This is a genomic window from Micromonospora trifolii (genome assembly GCF_050516465.1).
Lineage (GTDB): Bacteria > Actinomycetota > Actinomycetes > Mycobacteriales > Micromonosporaceae > Micromonospora > Micromonospora trifolii.
Window position 1 is genome coordinate 5,088,166 of the sequence record NZ_CP191526.1, and the last position, 19,574, is coordinate 5,107,739.

The 19,574-nt window shown below is 69.7% G+C and carries 19 protein-coding genes; 7 read left to right on the forward strand and 12 right to left on the reverse strand.

Going from position 1 to position 19,574, the window contains the following annotated elements; translation table 11 throughout:
- Positions 1–292: 292 nt before the first annotated feature.
- The 3 genes from ACQRWP_RS23580 to ACQRWP_RS23590 all read right to left on the reverse strand — a co-directional run bounded on the left by ACQRWP_RS23580 (position 293) and on the right by ACQRWP_RS23590 (position 2,597).
- Positions 293–1,207 (reverse strand): hypothetical protein, encoded by a 915-nt coding sequence (locus tag ACQRWP_RS23580; protein ID WP_430497782.1) that lies wholly within the window; start codon positions 1,205–1,207, stop codon positions 293–295.
- Between the two features lie 63 nt (positions 1,208–1,270).
- Entirely contained in the window at positions 1,271–2,443 is a 1,173-nt protein-coding gene (locus ACQRWP_RS23585) for a helix-turn-helix domain-containing protein (protein ID WP_430497784.1), read from the reverse strand.
- On the reverse strand, positions 2,433–2,597 hold the full coding sequence (locus ACQRWP_RS23590; protein ID WP_430497786.1) for a hypothetical protein: 165 nt from the start codon (positions 2,595–2,597) through the stop codon (positions 2,433–2,435). Before ACQRWP_RS23590 ends, ACQRWP_RS23585 begins: the two co-directional genes overlap by 11 nt.
- A gap of 136 nt (positions 2,598–2,733) precedes the next feature.
- Between ACQRWP_RS23590 and ACQRWP_RS23595 the strand changes: the two genes are divergently transcribed.
- Positions 2,734–3,489, forward strand: coding sequence for a helix-turn-helix domain-containing protein (locus tag ACQRWP_RS23595; protein WP_430497788.1), 756 nt, complete (start codon positions 2,734–2,736; stop codon positions 3,487–3,489).
- Between the two features lie 172 nt (positions 3,490–3,661).
- Here ACQRWP_RS23595 and ACQRWP_RS23600 read toward each other — a convergent pair whose 3' ends face one another.
- From ACQRWP_RS23600 to ACQRWP_RS23625, 6 genes are all read right to left on the reverse strand, one after another.
- Positions 3,662–4,084: a hypothetical protein gene (locus ACQRWP_RS23600; RefSeq protein ID WP_430497789.1), complete on the reverse strand. Its 423-nt coding sequence runs from the start codon at positions 4,082–4,084 to the stop codon at positions 3,662–3,664.
- A gap of 96 nt (positions 4,085–4,180) precedes the next feature.
- Positions 4,181–5,923 carry an ABC transporter substrate-binding protein gene (locus ACQRWP_RS23605; RefSeq protein WP_430497791.1) on the reverse strand — a complete coding sequence of 581 codons (1,743 nt, stop codon included), beginning with the start codon at positions 5,921–5,923 and terminating at the stop codon, positions 4,181–4,183.
- A gap of 146 nt (positions 5,924–6,069) precedes the next feature.
- Positions 6,070–7,056, reverse strand: a complete 987-nt coding sequence (locus tag ACQRWP_RS23610; RefSeq protein ID WP_091406222.1) for an ABC transporter permease — start codon at positions 7,054–7,056, stop codon at positions 6,070–6,072.
- A gap of 10 nt (positions 7,057–7,066) precedes the next feature.
- Entirely contained in the window at positions 7,067–8,074 is a 1,008-nt protein-coding gene (locus ACQRWP_RS23615) for an ABC transporter permease (RefSeq protein WP_430497793.1), read from the reverse strand.
- On the reverse strand, positions 8,071–9,132 hold the full coding sequence (locus ACQRWP_RS23620) for an ABC transporter ATP-binding protein (RefSeq protein ID WP_430497795.1): 1,062 nt from the start codon (positions 9,130–9,132) through the stop codon (positions 8,071–8,073). The genes ACQRWP_RS23615 and ACQRWP_RS23620 overlap by 4 nt, the downstream gene beginning before the upstream one ends.
- Entirely contained in the window at positions 9,129–10,184 is a 1,056-nt protein-coding gene (locus ACQRWP_RS23625) for an ABC transporter ATP-binding protein (RefSeq protein WP_430503278.1), read from the reverse strand. Before ACQRWP_RS23625 ends, ACQRWP_RS23620 begins: the two co-directional genes overlap by 4 nt.
- Positions 10,185–10,641: 457 nt before the next feature.
- Between ACQRWP_RS23625 and ACQRWP_RS23630 the strand changes: the two genes are divergently transcribed.
- The 5 genes from ACQRWP_RS23630 to ACQRWP_RS23650 all read left to right on the forward strand — a co-directional run bounded on the left by ACQRWP_RS23630 (position 10,642) and on the right by ACQRWP_RS23650 (position 17,676).
- Complete coding sequence (locus ACQRWP_RS23630) at positions 10,642–12,078, forward strand: TldD/PmbA family protein (protein ID WP_430497797.1); 1,437 nt, start codon at positions 10,642–10,644, stop codon at positions 12,076–12,078.
- 118 nt (positions 12,079–12,196) lie between these two features.
- Complete coding sequence (locus tag ACQRWP_RS23635; RefSeq protein WP_430497799.1) at positions 12,197–13,603, forward strand: TldD/PmbA family protein; 1,407 nt, start codon at positions 12,197–12,199, stop codon at positions 13,601–13,603.
- Between the two features lie 264 nt (positions 13,604–13,867).
- On the forward strand, positions 13,868–14,674 hold the full coding sequence (locus tag ACQRWP_RS23640; protein WP_112583731.1) for a hypothetical protein: 807 nt from the start codon (positions 13,868–13,870) through the stop codon (positions 14,672–14,674).
- Between the two features lie 12 nt (positions 14,675–14,686).
- Positions 14,687–16,615: a fumarate reductase/succinate dehydrogenase flavoprotein subunit gene (locus tag ACQRWP_RS23645; protein ID WP_430497801.1), complete on the forward strand. Its 1,929-nt coding sequence runs from the start codon at positions 14,687–14,689 to the stop codon at positions 16,613–16,615.
- Positions 16,612–17,676, forward strand: a complete 1,065-nt coding sequence (locus tag ACQRWP_RS23650) for a succinate dehydrogenase/fumarate reductase iron-sulfur subunit (protein ID WP_430497803.1) — start codon at positions 16,612–16,614, stop codon at positions 17,674–17,676. The genes ACQRWP_RS23645 and ACQRWP_RS23650 overlap by 4 nt, the downstream gene beginning before the upstream one ends.
- A 149-nt stretch (positions 17,677–17,825) precedes the next feature.
- Here ACQRWP_RS23650 and ACQRWP_RS23655 read toward each other — a convergent pair whose 3' ends face one another.
- On the reverse strand, positions 17,826–18,269 hold the full coding sequence (locus ACQRWP_RS23655) for a (deoxy)nucleoside triphosphate pyrophosphohydrolase (RefSeq protein WP_430497805.1): 444 nt from the start codon (positions 18,267–18,269) through the stop codon (positions 17,826–17,828).
- A 183-nt stretch (positions 18,270–18,452) separates the two neighbouring features.
- On the opposite strand from ACQRWP_RS23655, the gene ACQRWP_RS23660 reads away from it, so the two are divergent.
- Complete coding sequence (locus tag ACQRWP_RS23660) at positions 18,453–18,761, forward strand: 4a-hydroxytetrahydrobiopterin dehydratase (RefSeq protein ID WP_112604995.1); 309 nt, start codon at positions 18,453–18,455, stop codon at positions 18,759–18,761.
- Here the strand turns inward: ACQRWP_RS23660 and ACQRWP_RS23665 are convergent.
- Together ACQRWP_RS23665 and ACQRWP_RS23670 are read right to left on the reverse strand one after the other, a co-directional pair.
- Positions 18,748–19,170: a VOC family protein gene (locus tag ACQRWP_RS23665; protein WP_430497807.1), complete on the reverse strand. Its 423-nt coding sequence runs from the start codon at positions 19,168–19,170 to the stop codon at positions 18,748–18,750. The genes ACQRWP_RS23660 and ACQRWP_RS23665 overlap by 14 nt on opposite strands.
- Positions 19,167–19,520, reverse strand: coding sequence for a DUF1801 domain-containing protein (locus ACQRWP_RS23670; protein WP_430497809.1), 354 nt, complete (start codon positions 19,518–19,520; stop codon positions 19,167–19,169). Before ACQRWP_RS23670 ends, ACQRWP_RS23665 begins: the two co-directional genes overlap by 4 nt.
- Between the last annotated feature and the right edge of the window lie 54 nt (positions 19,521–19,574).

Consider the following 19,574-nt stretch of genomic DNA (forward strand, 5'->3'; position numbering starts at 1 on the left):
CTGTCCTGCTCGGCGTTGGAACGCACTGACGCTGGCCCCCATCTCGACCATGCGGCCACCCCTACCATTTGAGGCGCTCCCGCCGGCCTTGGACCCGTGCACGATGTAGGCCACGTCGACGAAGAGCGGCACCACCGGCGCGTGCTTGCCGGCCGCCGGAGCCGCACCCTTGCATCCTCGGCTTCGGGCCGCCGCTGGCAACCGCGCAATGCTCACCCGACGCTCGACCAATCAGCAGGCTGGGCATCACGACCGAGCAGCGACGCGGTGGCCTCGTCAGCCACGTCGGAAGTCAGGGGCGGGTCAGGGACCTCAGCTTGTCGCTGATGTGGATTTGAAAACTGGTCTGCATGTCTTTGTACGGGGTGAGTGAGACCCAGCCCACCGGTCCACCGCTCGTGCCGTAGCGAGAGCCGTCCACGACCAACTGGCAGGGCAGGTCGCCCTTCTCCAGGTCGGCGAGGAACACGTCGGCCCGAACCATGTCCCGGCCCTCGGCGTCGGGGAAGGTGAAGGTCGTCACGCGGTACAGCAGGACGTAGCGCTTGTGCAGCCCGACGTCGAGGATTTTCCGGAGCCTCTGGACCGGGTCCTTCTCGACCCCGAGGTATGGCTCGTCGCCGTACCGGCTGGTCACCTTGAATTCGTTGGTGCCGAGTGGTCCCTGCGGGCCGGTAACCCACAGGCCGCGGACGAACCAGCCCGGCGGCACGGCGAACCTGTTCAGGGTCGAGTCTGGATAGTCCACTATCTGCTCCGGCGCTCCGGCCTCGGTTGTCGCCAGGATGTCGACGTTTCCGCCCTTGTCCGGGCTGTTGTAGCTGTCCAGGACCTTGCTGGTGTGATCGAACCAGATGAACTCCGGCCGCGGGTCCAGCGTCCGGGCACACGATGCCTTGCCAACGCCCTTCTCGGGCACCTTCGCTGCCGCCGCGATGAGTGCCGCGCGCCGCTGCTCGAAGCGGGGCTGGTACTCCTTGAGCACCTCCTTCATCGACCCGTCAACCGGCTCCGGCTCGGTCTGGCCGTCCGCTTCGCAGCCGCTGAACAGCATCGCGGCCAGGACCGCCACCGTGCCCAGAACGGCGCCCTTCCACTTGCCGCAGCGCATCCAAGCCCCCTCTGACGCAGTCGTGCCCTCACAAGTGTGCCCGCTCGATGACTTCGGCGCGGATGTGTCGTCGCTGAGCCTGCTGCGCGCGGTCACGGCCACTACGTGCTCGACTTCCTCCGCACCCACCCGGGGTGATCCGTCGGCGGCACTGTCATGTCAGAGCACCCCCAGACCGATGGCGAGCTGCGTGATCGTCGGTGGGGCGTCCGGGTCGCGGGCGATCTGGGCGACCACGTCCCGGGCGGCTGGCCGGTCCCGGATCTCGGCGGGTGCGATGCGCTCGGCCCGCAAGAGAACCCGGGCCGCGTTGGTGGGGTCGTCCGTCTGGAGGTATGCGCGCGCCGCGTCGATCAGGTGCGCCGCACGGTGCTCGACCGGCAGCCACCGCCACCCGTCCCGCCCGATCGCCTGCTCGTGCCGGGCGACCGCCTGCGGCCCGTCCCCCAACTCCACGGCGGCGGCGGCCCTCGCCAGCTCGACGGCCGTCGGCCCGAACGCCGTCCGGTGATGGTCGTGCCCGTCGCCCACCCGGACGGCCAGCTCGGCGGCCTGGTCCAGCAGCTCACCGACCCCCCGATCGTCACCCGCCCTGGCCGCGATCAGGCCGGCCTGCACCAGCAGCGACCCACGCAGCGACACCTCCTCAGGCGTACCAGGGGCGATCTGGGAAGCGGCAGCGAGCATCACCGGCCCTGCCCGCGCCGATGCCCGCAGCACCTGACCAAGCTGCACCGCCGCGCAGGCCAACAGCACCCGGTCACCGGCGGCCGCCGACATCGCCCGGTCAGCGGCCAGCCAGGCGAGGCTCCCCTCGTCCAGCTTGACCAGCAGCGCCGCCGTCACCCGATACGCCTCCACCACCACAGCCCGCCCGGCCTCCGGGTCCTGCGCATGAGCGCGATGAACCTCGGTCACCACCGAGGGCAGCAGCTCCACCAGACGCGGGTACCGGGCATGCTGGAAGGTCATCCACGCATGCCGCACCTCCCGAGCCAACCGGTCGGGCGACATCACGTCACGGTCCGCCGGGCGACCAAAAGCCATTGGGTACGCCGACAGCGCCGCCCGAATCCGCGCGCCGCCCTCGCGACGCTCGGCCACCCCGACGGGCTGCACATCGCGACCGAGCAAGGCTGCTGGATCCACTCTCAGTACCGCCGCGATCTCCCGGATCGTCGACACCCGTTCCAGAGAACGGACCCCGCGCTCGACCTTGTCCACCCAGCTCTTCGACTTCCCCAACCGATCCGCGAACGACTGCTGCGACAACCGCCGACGAACCCGCAGATAGGCGACGCGTCGACCGATCGGCACCGGATCACGACTCACCACGCCACCGCCGATCCGGCACGGCCCGAGTCGTTTCCTCGGCCGATATCCGCTCCGCCGAGGCCTGCGCGAGCAACCGGCGTTTGGCTTCTTCCCGTTCGGCGGCATCGATCTGCTCGCCCCGGCTGACCGGCTCGTCGTCAGAACTGGGCATCATCACCTCCGCTGCTGGCGCGCACCGGCAGGCGTCGCGTTGTCGTACACAGTGACGCCGATCCGCCGTCAGGCGCGACGGCACAGAGTGCGACAACACGGGCACTTTACTGGCGACATTAAGGCGACATACCGTTATGGTGGCGAACATGAATGCCCCGAACGCCGCCCTACGCGCGGTCCGCACCGGGATGCGCATGAGCCAGGACGACTTCGCCCGCGCGCTCCAAGCCGCCGGCCGCCGCGTCGGCGAGCCCAACGACGCCAACAAGAGGCTCGTCCAGCGCTGGGAGTCTGGCGCGATCGCCGCACCGCGGCCCGTGTACGCCCGCGCCCTGGAGGTCGTCACCGGCCTGCCGGTCTCGCTGCTCGGCTTCGCCGCGATACCTAATGGTCATGTAGTCGATGACCAACACGGTGGCCACGACCTGACCTCGCCCATGTCCAGCCTGGCCACGCCAACGCCCAAGCCACTCGCGGTCCACGCGTCGTACGAGGGCGTCTGGCTCAGCCGCTACCAGTACCACTCCAGTGGCCGGGGAGAATCATTCGCCGGGCAGCACTTCGTGGTCGTACTCCAACACGGCGACCGACTGACCGTGCGAAGCCTTCCTGGCTCGGCGGCATCGTCGCTGTCAATGGATCTCACCGTTGACGGTGCCGTGGTCACCGGCACCTGGGTCGAGCAGACCGATCCCGCCGGCTACTACCGGGGAGCCCGGTACCACGGTGCAATCCAGCTACTGGTCGAGCCCACCGGCCGACGGATGGCCGGGAAGTGGGTCGGGTTCGGCAAGGACATGGACGTCAACACCGGCCCGTGGGAGCTGACCTTCCGGGATGCTTCCACGTCCAAGGCGACGCTCGACCAGTACAACACGTCGCCCGAATAGAACGGCGTCCATCGGCTGCGCGGTTGCTTCTCGCCACCCTCAGCTGCTCCACCGCTCAAGGTGCTACCCGGCCGGCACCGCGTGCTGAGGCGTCGACGCGCACGTTCATGCTGATGGGCGGATAAGCACCCACAGCCAACATCGAGCACATGCATCCGGGCTTGCCGGGCCGTCAGGTTTGCGTCGCGGCGCGCCATAGACGAAGCGCTCGGCGGCGACGCGGTAGGGAGAGTGTTGACGAATCCTTCATGTCGGCCAGCACGTCGAGCAGGTCTTGGATCGGCCAGCCAGATTCCAGCCAGTCGAGTGCGAGTTCTGGCCAGTGCTCTCCCCACGCCCTGAGGGCGAAACGCACGAGGGCGGGTAGCGGCGTATCCACCAGGGGCAAGCCGGACAACGCCACCCTGACGTCCGTCGGGGTGCGTTCCAGCAGCGGCAGCAGCCATGCCAGCCGATCGCCGGCGGTGTAGATCAACCCGTCAGCAGAACCCTGAATCCACCAGGTACCGACGTCGTCCTGAGCGAGAAGCAGGCCAGAGTCGTTGATCGCCAACACCGCACGAAGGCTCTTCGCGGCAACGCCCATGTCGAGCACCCTCTCATGCTGCAGCTCGCATCCGATCGGCAGAAACAGAAGGGTCCCCTCCCGACGGCGTTGTCGGGAGGGGACCCTTCTGGTCTGCGGTGTGACTTACGGCTTGACGTGCGCGTTCACGAACGACGGGTAGCCGAAAACGCTGGAGATGAAGATCCCGCCCGCCTTGGACCCGTGCACGTTGTAGGCCACGTCGACGAAGAGCGGCACCACCGGCGCGTGCTCCTTCATGACCCGCTCGTCGAGCTTGGCCCACTCCGGGCCCTGCTCGGCTGCGGACATGGCCGAGATCCGGTCCATCTCGGCGTTGATCGTCGGATCGTTGAAGTAAGACTGGTTGCTGTTGCCCTCGGCCTTGATGGTGCGGCCGTCGTAGAGCACCGGCAGGATCGACGCCCCGCTCGGCCAGTCCGCCGCCCAGTTACCGATGTACAGGTCCCAGGGGTTGTTCTTCTTCTTGATCTCGTCGAGCTTCGCGTCGTCGGAGATGTTCCGCAGCGTGATCTTGAAGCCGGCCCGCTCCAGGTTGGCCTTGAGCTGGGCGCCCTGCTGCTGTTCGACCGAGTTGTCGGCGACACCGAGGACCAGCTCCGGCGTCTTCCCGCCGAGCAGTTCCTTGACCTTGTCGACGTTGCCGTTGGCACCCGCCGGGTACGCGTCGTACGCCTTGTAGCCGATGGTGGCCGGCGGCATCAGCGTGGTCAGCGGCGCGGCGACGGTCTGCCCACCCATCGCCTTGATCAGGCCCTCGCGGTCGATGGCGTAGTTGAGCGCCTGCCGCACCTTCAGGTCGGTGACCCGCTGGTTGTTGATGACCAGCTGGTTCGCGCTCGGGGTCGGCGAGAGGATCGTCCGTGACTTGAGGGCGGCGTCCCCGGCGACCTTGGCGACCAGCGAGGCGGGCACGGTGTTGAAGGCGAGCGCGCTCTGGTCGGCGCCGTTGTCGGCGATCACCCGGTTGTTGGCGGCGTCCGCGGTCGGGCCGAAGCTCCAGACGAACTGGTCCGGGTACTGGTGCCGGACCGGGTCGGTGTTCGGGTCCCAGTTGGTGTTGCGGTCCAGGGTGATCTGCACGCCGACCTGGTTCTTGGCGACCTTGTACGGGCCGGACGAGAACGGCTGCTTGTCCAGGTCGACGCCGGTGTCCTTGTCGGCCGGCAGCGGCGCGGTGGTCGGCAGCGAGACCGCGAACGGCAGGTCACAGCGGGGCTTGGCGAACTCGAAGCGCAGCGTCTTGGCGTCCGGCGTGCTCAGGCCGGGCGGAAGCGACGTCTTGTTCTTCTTGAAGTCCCACTTGGTGTCGAACTGCGCGGTGTCGGCCAGCCACTCCTGGATGTAGGTCGGGCCGCCGGACAGGTCCGGGTCGAAGGACCGGGCAATGCCGTACGCGATCTCCTTGGAGGTGATCGGCCGGCCGTCCTCGAACTTCACTCCGTCCTTGACAGTGAATTCCCAGACCTTGCAGTCGTTGTTGACGTTCTTGCCCGGCGTCTCGGCCAGGTCGCCCACCAGGACCAGGCCGCCCTTGCCGTCGTCCTTCCAGGTGGTCAGGTAGCGGGCGAAGAGCGGGTTGGCCATCAGACCGGCGAACGAGTACGTCCGCTGCGGGTCGAGGTGGGAGATCGGCGACTCCCGGATGATGGTGAAGGTGCCACCCTTCGCAGCTCCGCTCACCTCGGCCGCCGGCCCCTGCGAGTCCTTGGGGTCGGTCGCGATGACCCCGGTCTGCTGCCGTTCGGTGTCCACCGTGGTGCCCTCGCCCGTGTTCTTCGAGCACGCACCCAATGCCACAACCAGAGCGATCGCGCCGCCTGCGGCAGCCACCACGCGTGGTCTCATGAAGTACCCCCTTCACCCATGTGCCGTGCGGTTTCGTCGGGGCGAGAACCGCCGACGTCCCGAGGATCGTATGGAAGAAAACCTACGAGTTGTGTAACAGTTGTCGATAAATTTCGCCATCGGTGGGTGTACCGGACACCCTCCGCTCAGCGCAGCCGCACCCGGGGGTCGATGGCCGCGTAGAGCAGGTCCACCAGCACGTTCGCCAACACCACGAAGACGGCGGCGATCAGCACGGTGGCCATGATGGTGGGCAGATCACCTGAGCGCACCGCGTCCACCGCCGTCCGCCCCAGCCCCTGGATGCCGAACGTCGTCTCGGTGATCACCGTCCCGCCCAGCGCCCCGCCCACGTCCAACCCGGCGATGGTCACTACCGGGGTGATCGCCGCGCGCAGCGCGTGTCGCCCGTACACCTTGGGTTTGGCCAGGCCTTTGGCCCGCGCGGTCCGGACGAAGTCCTCGGACAGCGTCTCCAACATCTGCGCCCGCGACAGCCGGGCGTAGATGGCCGAGAAGAGGAAGGCCAGCGCCACCCAGGCCAGCACCAACCCGCTGGCCCACTTCGCCGGGTTGTCGAAGATGGAGGTGTAGCTCGGCACCGGCAACAGCCGCAGGTTGTAGACGAACACCAGCAGCAGCACCGCGCCCACGAAGTACAGCTGCAACGAGGCGCCGGTCAGTGAGAAGCCGATCGCCAGCCGGTCCAGCCAGGTGCCCCGACGTAGCGCGGACACCATGCCGAGCCCCACGCCGAGCAGCAACCAGAGGATGGCCGCCGGGATCACGATGCTCAGCGTCACCGGCAGCACCCGGGCGATGGTGTCCGAGACGGCCTCGTTGGTGACGTACGACCAGCCCAGGCAGGGCGCGTCGCATCGGCCGCCCTGGGCGCTGCCCAGGTCCCGACCGGTCACGATGCCCTTCATGTAACCGGCGTACTGGCTGATCAGCGGGTCGTTGAGGCCCAGGTCGTCGCGGACCCGCTCCAGCCGCTCCGGGTTGCAGTTCTTCGAGCAGATGCTGCTGACCGGGTCGCGCGGCAGGGCGAAGAACATCAGGAAGGTCAACACGCTCACCGCGAAGAGGGTCAGCGTGGCGGAGAAGAGTCGCTTGAGCAGAAATCGCGCCATGATTTGACCCCTACCGGGACGACTTCGGGTCGAGCGCGTCCCGCAACGCGTCGCCGAAGAGGTTGAAGGCGAACACCAGCGCGAAGATCGTGATGCCCGGGAAGAACACGTACGCCGGGTCGGTCTGGAGGAAGTCCAGACTGCGGTAGATCATTCGGCCGAAGCTGGGCGTCTCGTCGCTGAGGCCGACGCCGATGAACGACAGCGCCGCCTCGCTGGTGATGAACTGCGGCACCGCCAGGGAGAACGACACCAGGATCGGCGCCCAGATGTTCGGCAGCAGCTGCCGGAAGAGCATGTGCCCCAGCCCGGCACCGCTGGCCCGGGCCGCCTCCACGAACTCCCGCTCGCGCAGCGCGATCACCTGCCCGCGTACCAGCCGGGCCGTACTGGTCCAGCCGAAGATGGCGAAGACGGCGATCAGCACCCCCACCCCGAAGGCGGACGACACCTGCCCCCGCTCACCGTAGAAGCGCAGCGTGATGGTGGGCGTGAGCGCCAACGCGATGATCAGGAAGGGCATGGCCAGGGTCAGGTCGGTGATCCAGTTGATCACCGCGTCGAGCCAGCCGCCGAGGTAGCCGGCGAGCGCGCCCAGCACGATCCCGATCGTCGCGGTGATCAGGGCCGCCGCGAACGCGATGAACAGCGAGGTCCGCAGCCCGTAGATCAGCCGGATGAAGATGTCCCGGCCCAGCCCGGGCTCCAGACCGAACCAGTGCTCACCGCTGACCCCGCCGGCGTACCCCAGCGGCATGCCGAAGCCGTCCAGCAGGCTCTGGAACTGCTCCCGCGGGCCGATCCCGTAGGCCATCTCGATCAGCGGGGCGGCCAACCCCAACAGCAGGAAGAGGATCAGGAGTACGCCGCTGACCATCGCCGTCCGGTCGCGGCGCAGCCGCAGCCAGGCGAGCTGGCCGGGCGAACGGCCGACGACGCCCTTCGTGGCGGGCTCGCCCGGGTCGGTGCCGGACTCGATCTCGGCCAGCGCCACACCCTCCACCGGGGAGAGACTCACGACGACACCTCCTCGACGTTCGCTGCGACCCCGCGACCCGCCGGCTCGGCACCGAGCATGGCGGCCTCCGCCACCAGGCCGGCGCCGGCCGGCTCCGGGAAGTGACACGCGGTGGCCTGCCGCCCACCGTCGCGCGGGACCAGCGCGGGTTCCTCGGTGGCGCAGATGTCCTGCGCCTTCCAGCAGCGGGTACGGAACCGGCAGCCCGACGGCGGGTCCAGCGGGGTGGGCACGTCACCGGTCAGCCGGATCCGACCCGCCGGGCCGAGCTGGGTGACGTCCGGAATCGCCGAGAGCAACGCCCGGGTGTACGGGTGCTGCGGGCGCTCGTAGATGTCCGCCCGGTCGCCGATCTCCACGATCCGACCCAGGTACATGACCGCGACCCGCTGGCAGAAGTGCCGGACCACGGCCAGGTCGTGCGCGATGAACACGAAGGCCAGACCAAGCTCCCGTTGCAGGTCACGCAGCAGATTGACGACCTGCGCCTGGATCGAGACGTCCAGCGCGCTCACCGGCTCGTCCGCGACGATCAGCTTCGGCCGCAGAGCCAGCGCGCGGGCGATGCCGATGCGCTGGCGTTGACCACCGGAGAACTCGTGCGGGTACCGGTTGTAGTGCTCCGGGTTCAGCCCGACCAGCTCCAACAACTCCTGCACCCGGGCCTTGATCCCGCCCGGCGGCTTGATCCCGTTGACCTGTAGCGGCATCGCCACGATCCGGCCCACCGTGTGCCGAGGGTTCAGCGAGGCGTACGGGTCCTGGAAGATGATCTGAAGTTCCTGGCGCAGCGGGCGCAACTCGCGGCGGCCGGCGTGCGTGATGTCCCGCCCGTCGAACTCGATGCTGCCGCTCGTCGGCTCCAGCAGCCGCACCAGCATCCGACCGGTGGTGGTCTTGCCGCAGCCCGACTCCCCCACCAGGCCGAGCGTCTCGCCCGGGCGCACGTCGAAGTCGAGCCCGTCCACCGCCCGCACCAGACCGGTGGTGCGCAGCCCCTGGCGTACCGGGAAGTGCTTGCTCAGGCCGCGTACCCGCAGCAGTGGTTCATCGGTCATCGGGCCACCCCCACGGATGCGATGTCCTCGGCGTAGAACGTGGCGCGCTCCGCGGCGCTCAGGTGGCAGGCGACCAGGTGACCATCGGCCCCGGCGGCGCGCAGCTCGGGGACCTCGGTGTGGGAGCGGCTGCCGGCGCGGTCCGCGTACCGGCAGCGTGGGTGGAACGCGCAACCCGGCGGCAGGTTGATCAGGCTGGGCGGGTTGCCGGGGATGGGCACCAGGTCCGCGTCCGCGTCGCCGTGCAGCGACGGCACGCTGGAGAGCAACCCCCAGGTGTACGGATGCTGCGGCGCCCGGAGCACCTGCTCGACGCTGCCCCGCTCGACGGCCCGCCCGCCGTACATGACGAGCACGTCGTCGGCGACCTGGCCGACCACGCCGAGGTCGTGGGTGATCAGGATGATCGCGGAGTGGAACTCGGCCTGGAGGTCGGCGAGCAGGTCCAGGATCTGCGCCTGCACGGTGACGTCCAACGCGGTGGTCGGCTCGTCGGCGATCAGCAGCGCCGGGTCGTTGACCAGGGACATCGCGATCATTGCCCGCTGGCGCATGCCGCCGGAAAATTCGTGCGGGTACTGGTCGAAGCGGCGCGCCGGCTGCGGGATGCCGACCCGGTCCAACATGTCGACCGCCCGCTGGCGGGCCTCGCGCCGGTTGGCCTTTGGGTGGTGCACCCGGTACGCCTCGGCGATCTGCCGGCCCACCGTGTAGTACGGGTGCAACGCCGACAGTGGATCCTGGAAGATCATCGCCATGTCCCGGCCGCGCAGCCGGCGTACCTCCTCGTCTGGGAGACCGACCACCTGCCGGCCACCCACGGAGATCTCCCCGGTGATGGTGGTCCGTTTCGGGTCGTGCAGGCCGAGGATCGCCAGCGAGGTGACGCTCTTGCCGGAGCCGGACTCCCCGACGATGCCGAGGGTTCGGCCCCGCTCGACGGCGAACGACACCCCGTCGACCGCGCGCACCACGCCGTCCTCGGTGTCGAACCGGACCCGAAGGTCATTCACCCGCAGGTAGGCGTCCTGGTCGGAGCGCTGCGCCGGCACGGCGGGGCGGTCGTCCGGGTCCCCGGACGGCGAGGGTTCCGAGCTGTCCACGGCCACCTCCCTCAGTGACGAAGAGAACTTACAGCAAAGTCCCGAGGGGGAAAATAAGCTACAAAGCCGGCACCTGTCAGCGGGCCCGAGCGTAACGAGTCGGCATCGGCCCCGCACCCCCGTCACCTCGCCATCCAGGCCCATTCATCTCCCGCGCCTCGTGCACCGCGCCTCGCCCACCGCCGCCAAGGTCACGCTCGAACCAGGATCTAGTGGCATCGCCGACGCGCCGATACCACTACAACCAGGATGTTGCGCGATCTTGCGGCTCGCGGGGCGGCGCAGTGCGGCGGGAGCGGGAGCAGGACGGCGAGGCGTTGGAGTTGGCGGAGCCGGTGCGGGCCACCACCCGGCCGGAGGATCTGCTGGCCTGACGGGTGTCGGTCGGCTGGCCTAGGGTCGGTCCATGACCGAGTTCGACGCGGCCACCGCCGCCGTCCAGGCCGCCCTCGACGCGGGCGCCCGGTACGCCGACGCCCGGGTGATGCACCGCCGCTACGAGTCCATGACCGCGCGCAACGGTGACGTGGAGGAGCTGACCCAGGACGAGAGCATCGGGCTCGGGGTCCGAGCATTGGTCGGGGCGAGTTGGGGCTTCCACGCCGTACCCGATCTGTCGGACGCCGCCGCCCGCGACGCCGGCCGGCGCGCGACGCGGACGGCCATGGCGAGCGCGCGGGTGCCGGGCCCTTCGGTCGACCTGGTGCCGGTCGAGGCGGTAACCGCGAGTTGGGCCTCCGGCTGCCAGATCGACCCGCTCGGGGTGCCCCTGTCGGACAAGGGCGATCTGCTGGTCGACGCGACCCGCACGATGGCCGAGCACGGCGCCGACCTGGCCGAGGGCCTGTACCAGATCTGGGACACCGCGAAGTGGTTCGTCTCCAGCGAGGGCCACCGGATCGACCAGCGCATCCGCGAGTGCGGCGGCGGCATCTCGGCCACCTCGATCGGTGACGGCGAGACGCAGCGTCGGTCCTGGCCGAGCTACCGCGGCCAGTACGGCACCACCGGGTGGGAGCTGGTCGAGTCGCTGGACCTGGCCGCGCACGCCGCGCAGATCGCCGAGGAGTCCCGGGCGCTGCTCACCGCGCCGCTCTGCCCGGCCGGCGAGACGGATCTGATCCTCGGCGGCGAGCAGTTGGCCCTGCAGATCCACGAGTCGGTCGGGCACGCCATCGAACTGGACCGGATCCTCGGCTGGGAGGCGGCGTTCGCCGGCACGTCCTGGCTGGACCTGGCCCAGCTCGGGTCGCTGCGCTACGGCTCGGAGCTGATGAACATCACCATCGATCCGACCATCCCGGGCGCGCTGGGCAGCTTCGGTTTCGACGACGAGGGCTCCCCGGCGGTCAAGCGGGACGCGGTCCGCGACGGCCGCTGGGTGGGTGTGCTCGCCGGCCGGGATTCCGCCGCCATGGCCAGCCTCGACTACGGCGGCAGCGTACGGGCCGACGGGTGGGCCCGGCTGCCGATGGTGCGAATGACGAACGTCGGCCTGGAACCCGGCCCGCACACGCTGGAGGAAATCATCGCGGCCACCGACGACGGCGTGTTGATGGACCTCAACCGGTCCTGGTCGATTGACGACAAGCGGCTCAACTTCCAGTTCGGCTGCGAGATCGGCTGGGAGATCAAGAAGGGGCGGCGGGGGCGGATGCTGCGCAATCCGACGTACACCGGGATCGGCCCACTGTTCTGGCGCTCGATGGACATGCTCTCCGGCGAGACGGTCTCCTGGGGGACGCCCAACTGCGGCAAGGGCCAACCCGGCCAGGTCGGGCACACCGGCCACCCGGCCGCGCCGGCCCGGTTCCGCAACGTCCGGGTGGGGGTCTCAGCGTGAGCGCGAGGAGTGAGCCGGGGTTGCGAGCCCCGCAGTCGCGAACGAAAGGCGGCTCAGTGAGCGCGAGGAGTGAGCCGGGGTTGCGAGCCCCGCAGTCGCGAACGAAAGGCGGCTCGGCATGAGTGGGCAGACGGAGGCGGAGCTGGCGGGGCAGGTCGTGGAGCTGGTCCGGCGTCTTGGCGGGCCGGCCGCGCAGGCCGAGGCGCTGGTGACGCGGGCGGACCTGGCGCTGACCCGGTTCGCCAACTCGGGCATCCACCAGAACGTCTCCGAGTCGACCGTCGGGGTCCGGCTGCGGGTGCACATCGACGGTCGGACGGCTGCCGGCGGCGGCAGCGTGGTCACCGCTGACGGGTTGTCCGCCCTGGTGGAGCGCACCCTGGCCGCGGCGCGGCTCTGCCCGCCGGACCCGGGCTGGCCGGGGCTGGCTCCGCCCATGCCCACGCCGGACGCCCCGCCCGTCGACGAGGCCACCGCGCACGCCGAGCCGGATCAGCGGGCCGATCGGGTGGGGGCGTTCGTGGCCGCTGCCGGGGGCCTCAGCACCGCTGGTTACTGCCGCACGGCACACCGCTCGTCGGCGTTCGCCAACTCGGCCGGGCACTCGGCGTACGGCCGCTCGGTGGAAGCGGCGATGGACGGCATCGCCCGTCGCGATGGCGCGGACGGGGTGGCCCGGCGCAGCGCCGACCGGCTGTCCGACCTCGACGGCGCCGAGTTGGGCGCGCAGGCGGCCGCGAAGGCCCAGGCGGCGGCCGACCCGGTCGAACTGCCTCCGGGGCACTACGAGGTGGTGTTCGAGCCGGCCGCCGTGGCGGACCTCCTGCAGAACCTGTCCTTCTACGGCTTCAACGGCAAGCGGTACGCCGAGCGGCAGTCGTTCGCCGAGCCGGGCGCGGCCCAGTTCGACCGGGCGGTGACCCTGGTGGACGACCCGCTGGGCGGGTCCGGGTTGCCGTTCGACGCGGAGGGCACCGGCCGAGGGGCGCTGACGCTGGTCGAGGCGGGCACCACCCGGGCGGTGGCGCACGACCGCCGGACCGCCGCCGAGGCGGGCGCGGAGTCCACCGGGCACGCGGTGGCGGGGGGCGCCACCTGGGGCCCGATGCCCCGCAACCTGCGGCTGACCGGCGCGGTGGCGGGCCCGGCCAGTGCGGTGGGCCGGAGCACGACCGGCGCGGCGGCCGGGGCGGTCGTCGACGCGGACACCGCCGCGTTGGTGGCCGGCGTACGCCGAGGGCTGCTGGTCACCGACCTCTGGTACACGCGGGTGCTCGACCCGAAGAGCCTCGTCGTCACCGGGTTGACCCGCAACGGCGTCTGGCTGATCGAGGACGGCACTGTCGTCCGGGCGGTCCGTGACCTGCGGTTCACCGAGTCGTACCCACGGGCGCTCGGGCCGGGGGCGGTGCTCGGGCTGGGCGCGCGGGCGGTGCGCCAACCGGAGCGGGTGGACGGTGCCTGGTGGGCGGCGCCCTCGCTGCGGCTGGCGTCCTGGCACTTCACCGGAGGCGCCTCCGGCTGACGTTTCGGCGACGCGCTGCCGTTCTCGACGACGCGCGCCAAACCGACGCGTCGAGGGCTTTTCCGCAGGCCAGACACACGGGACACTCCCTTGCGCGGACGGCTCGCGGAGATCGGCGTAACGTGTGTCACTTAGCTGCGTCGGTCGATCCGGCGTGGTCGTTGGTGTGCGCATGACGTGGCAGCGGGTGCGGGTTCGCCGGTCCGCGTGCCGACCGGAGAGAGACCAGCCCGCCCGTACGGGCCCGTCGAGGAGACGACTCGAATGACTTCAACGGCAACGAGGCCGAGGGGGGCGCGGGCGCGCGCCGCCATCGCGGCGAAGACGTTGCGTACCGACCGATGGTGGTTCGCCCCGCTGATCACCGTGATCGGGCTCAGCGCCTGGGTCGCGTACGCGACGGTCCGGGTCTTCATGCACAAGTGGTACTGGGTGGACCAGTTCCACTACCTGACCCCGTTCTACTCCCCGTGCGTGACCGACCGGTGTGTCGAGGAAGCCTCGCACTTCGGCCGGTTCCTGCCCGGCTGGTGGATCATCCCGGACGCCGCGCTGACCCTGCCGTTCCTGCTGCTGTTCCGGCTCACCTGCTACTACTACCGCAAGGCCTACTACCGGTCGTTCTGGCTGTCGCCGCCGGCCTGCGCGGTCCCGGACGGTCACAAGGAGTACGGCGGTGAGACCCGTTTCCCGCTGCTCGGGCAGAACCTGCACCGCTACTTCTTCTACGCCGCCGCGATCATCTCGCTGATCAACACCTGGGACGCGATCCTCGCCTTCCACTCGCCGAAGGGCTTCGGCTTCGGGCTGGGCAACATCATCCTGCTGCTCAACGTGGTGATGCTCTGGGCGTACACGATCTCCTGCCACTCCTGCCGGCACATCATCGGCGGCCGGCTCAAGCACTTCTCCAAGCACCCGGTGCGGTACAAGGCCTGGACCTTCGTCTCGGCGTTGAACGTCCGGCACATGCAGCTCGCCTGGATCACCCTCGGCACCCTGGCGCTGGCCGATTTCTACATCATGGCGCTTGCGGCCGGCTGGTTCTCCGACCTGCGGTTCATCAACTAAAGGGCCCCTGACATGACCACAACCACTCGCATCGAACGACACCACTACGACGTCGTCGTCATCGGGGCCGGCGGCGCCGGCCTGCGCGCGGCGATCGAGGCCCGGCTGGCCGGCAAGAAGACCGCGATCATCTCCAAGTCGCTGTTCGGCAAGGCGCACACGGTGATGGCCGAGGGCGGCGCGGCCGCCGCGATGGGCAATGTGAACAGCCGGGACAACTGGCAGGTGCACTTCCGCGACACCATGCGCGGCGGCAAGTTCCTCAACAACTTCCGGATGGCCGAGCTGCACGCGAAGGAGTCGCCGCAGCGGATCTGGGAGCTGGAGACGTACGGTGCGCTCTTCGACCGCACCAAGGACGGCAAGATCTCGCAGCGCAACTTCGGTGGCCACGAGTACCCGCGCCTGGCGCACGTGGGCGACCGGACCGGTCTGGAGCTGATCCGCACCCTCCAGCAGAAGATCGTCTCGCTCCAGCAGGAGGACCAGCGGGAGTTCGGCTCGTACGACGCCCGGATCAGGGTGTTCTCCGAGACGACCATCACCGAGCTGCTGCTCGACGGTGACCGGGTGGCCGGCGCGTTCGGCTACTACCGCGAGTCGGGCGAGTTCATCCTCTTCGAGGCACCGGCCGTCGTGCTGGCCACCGGCGGCGTCGGGCGCTCCTACAAGGTCACCTCGAACTCCTGGGAGTACACCGGGGACGGGCACGCGCTGGCGCTGCGCGCCGGGGCGACGCTGATCAACATGGAGTTCCTCCAGTTCCACCCCACCGGCATGGTCTGGCCGCCCTCGGTGAAGGGCATCCTGGTCACCGAGTCGGTGCGTGGTGACGGCGGCGTCCTGAAGAACTCCGACGGCAAGCGGTTCATGTTCGACTACGTCCCCGACGTCTTCCGCAAGCAGTACGCGGAGACCGAGGAGGAGGCGGACCGCTGGTACACCGACCCGGACAACAACCGGCGTCCCCCGGAGCTGCTGCCCCGCGACGAGGTCGCCCGCGCGATCAACAGCGAGGTCAAGGCCGGCCGGGGCTCCCCCGCCGGCGGCGTCTTCCTGGACATCGCGAGCCGGCGCTCGGCCGACGAGATCCGCCGCCGGCTGCCGTCGATGTACCACCAGTTCAAGGAGCTGGCCGACGTCGACATCACGGCCGAGCCGATGGAGGTCGGCCCGACCTGCCACTACGTCATGGGCGGCGTCGAGGTGGACCCGGATTCGGGTGCCGCCTTCGGCCACGTACGCGGGCTGTTCGCCGCCGGTGAGGTCTCCGGCGGCATGCACGGCTCCAACCGACTCGGCGGCAACTCCCTGTCCGACCTGCTGGTCTTCGGCAAGCGGGCGGGCGGGCACGCGGCCAGCTACGCCGATGGGCTGACCGCCCGGCCGAAGGTGGCCGTGGACGAGGTCGAGGTCGCCGTGGAGACCGCCCTCGCCCCGCTGCAGCGGGACACCGGCGAGAACCCGTACACCCTTCAGCAGGACCTCCAGGCGGTCATGGGTGACCTGGTGGGCATCATCCGCCGGGAGGGTGAGCTGGCCGACGCGCTGGTCCGGCTCGCCGAGCTGCGTGAGCGGGTGGCCAAGGTGAGCGCGGCCGGCGGCCGACGCTACAACCCGGGCTGGCACCTCGCCCTGGACCTGCGCAACATGCTGGTGGTCTCGGAGTGCACCGCGAAGGCGGCGCTGGAGCGGCAGGAGTCGCGCGGCGGGCACACCCGGGAGGACTACCCGGCGATGGAGCCGAAGTGGCGGCAGGTCAACCTGGTCTGCGCGCTGGACGGCGACACCGTGCAGCTGACCCGCAAGCCGCTGCCGAAGATGCGGCCGGAGCTGATCGGCCTCTTCGACCGGGCCGAGCTGGCCAAGTACCTCACCGACGAGGAGATCGCCGACTTCGACGCCCTCGTTGCCGACGCTGGAGAGGCGGACAACCGATGAGCGGGAAGCGTCAGTTCCGGATCTGGCGGGGCGACGAGAGCGGCGGTGACCTCCAGGACTACATGGTGGAGGTGAACGAGGGCGAGGTCGTCCTCGACGTCATCCACCGTCTGCAGGCAACCGACGCGCCCGACCTGGCCTGCCGGTGGAACTGCAAGGCGGGCAAGTGCGGCTCCTGCTCCATGGAGATCAACGGCAAGCCGCGGCTGGGTTGCATGACGCGGATGTCGACCTTCGGCGACGACGAGACCGTCACGGTCACCCCGCTGCGCACCTTCCCGGTCATCCGGGACCTGGTCACCGACGTCTCGTTCAACTACGAGAAGGCACGGGAGACCCCGGCGTTCGCCCCTCCGGCGGACGTGGCCCCGGGTGACTACCGGATGCAGCAGGTCGACGTGGAGCGCTCGCAGGAGTTCCGCAAGTGCATCGAGTGCTTCCTGTGCCAGACGGTCTGCCACGTGATCCGCGACCACGAGGAGAACAAGCAGGCGTTCTCCGGCCCGCGGTACTTCATCCGGGCGGCCGAGCTGGACATGCACCCGCTGGACGCCCGGACCGACCGCAAGGAGTACGCGCAGGCCGAACAGGGTCTCGGCTTGTGCAATATCACCAAGTGCTGCACCGAGGTCTGCCCCGAGCACATCAAGATCACTGACAACGGGATCATCCCCATGAAGGAACGGGTCGTCGACCGCAGGTACGATCCCCTTGTGTGGCTTGGTAGCAAGATCTTCCGTCGGGGCGAGACGCCCCAGACCAGCGTGACCACCGCCCGTCAGGGCTCGGCGACGCCGGGCTCCGCCCGGGGTGGGGTGCACTCGCACGCGGGTGGCTCCCACGACTCGCGGGCTGAGGCGCAGGCGCAGAGCGGCGTCAACTGGCACCGGGAGGTGCCCCACCCGACCGCTCCGGCGGTCGACGACCGGGGCAAGCTGCCGCTGACCGAGCTCACCTTCGACCGGGCCGCCGCGCCGTCGCCGTTCGGCGACGACGTGACCTTCCCGCTGCCTCCGGAGCACCTCAACTTCGCCCACCCGGAGCAGGACAACAAGCACTAACCACCCGAACAACAACGGGGGCCGTGGCAGTTGCCACGGCCCCCGTCCCACTTCCCGCCCCCGGCGCACCCTGGCCCCACCCCCGGCCCACCCCGGTGATCATGAAGTTATTGCCACGACACGCCGCTCACGGTGGCAATAGTTCATGATCAACGCGAGCTGAGCAGGAGGGGGCGGAGGGCGGCCACTATGGGGGCGTCGGCGGGGAGCCAGGTGACCGAGTCCAGTTCGTCGGCGGTGAGCCAGCGGAGCGCCTCGTGCTCCAGCGCCTGTGGCTGGTCGTCGCCGAGCAGGCGGGCCGCGTACACCTTGAGCACCGAGCGGCCGTGCGCCATCCGTACGTTGCGGCCAACCCGGTCGCCGATCTCGACACGTACGGCCAACTCCTCGGCGCACTCCCGGATCAACGCGTCGGTCTCGGCCTCCCCCGGCTCGACCTTTCCGCCCGGAAACTCCCACATGCCCGCTACCTCCGGTGGGGCGGAACGCGCACAGGCGAGCACCCGCCCATCCCGGATGATCGCCGCACCCACGATCACCTTCAGGTCCCGTCGTTCGGCCTGCCCGCCATCATTCGCCCGTTCGGTCCGCACGGGCGTCCAGGGTGCCAGATCAATCGGCGGTTTGGGTACCGTAGCCGTCCGCTAGGCCAATAAGACACGGAAGTGTGGGCGTGGACACCCCCTCCGAGCAGCGAGAGACTAGGAGACACCGACAAGACACGGGATGGCGACGATTTGGCCACAAGCCGGCAACGGCGCTTGGGGGGTGCGGTGATGCGCGTGCTGTTCAACAGCAGGGCCAAGCACGACTACCTTTCCGACGCGTTGACCTTGCTATCTGGTTGGACGCGCGAGGGCGAGCAGATCCGACGGACGCTCGTGATCGACGATACCCAACACGCCGCACTAACTGAACGGGTCAAGGTCGTCGCGGATGCGCTGCATCTGCGACCCGAGATCAGCCGCCGGGCGGACAGCACCCAGATCCGGGTCGGGCACGGCAGCGGCGAGCCCCTGACCGAGGGCGAGGTGCTGCTGGCCGCCCGCATCGAGGACGCCTACCGGGCGGTCACCGAAGCCTGACGACCGTCTCCGAACCCGACCCGGCGTCCTGCGGGTACCAGCGCAGCTCCACCGAGTTGCCGTCCGGGTCCCGCACGTAGATCGAGGTCGCCGAACCGCGGGCGCCGAACCTGCTGACCGGGCCGGTCAGCACCGTGAAGGCCCCCGATTCGATCACCTGCGCCCAGTCCAGTGGTGCCACCACCAGGCAGAAGTGGTCCACGTTCGCACCGTGCGGCTCGCCTCGGACGAGGTCGATGATGCTGTCGGAGCTGATCCGCACCGACGGGAACGGGACGCTGCCCGCGCGCCACTCGTCCACCCGTACCGGCGCCAGCCCGAGCCGGCCGCAGTAGAAGTCCAGGGACCGTTCCACGTCGGCGACGGTCAGCACCAGGTGGTCGAAACCGGTTACCCGCACCGCGCTCACGCCTCCTCCAGGTGGGCCGCCGCGCGCAGCCAGCCGCTGAACAGGGCCGGGTCGATGTCGGCGACGTCGCGCAACTTCACCGCCGCCATCGCCCGCGCACCGGGGATCAGCCGCCCCGACGGGTCGGCGATCTCCTGCCCCCGCCACAGCCCGAAGGTGACGTACGACCCGTACGCCTTGACCAGGCAGACCGGGCGCTGGCCGGGCCGGTCGCCCAGGCCCCAGACCGGGTGCCCGTGCCACATCGCGCCGGTCGCCCCGGGCAGGGCCGCCGCGATGATCGGCGTCAGCTTCTCGCCGATCTCGCGCAGTGGGCCGGCCAGGCCGGTCAGGTAGTCGTCAATGCTCACGTCAGAGCCTTTCGCTCGGTGTTCCCTGCCGCGTTCACGATCCTCGAACGAGGG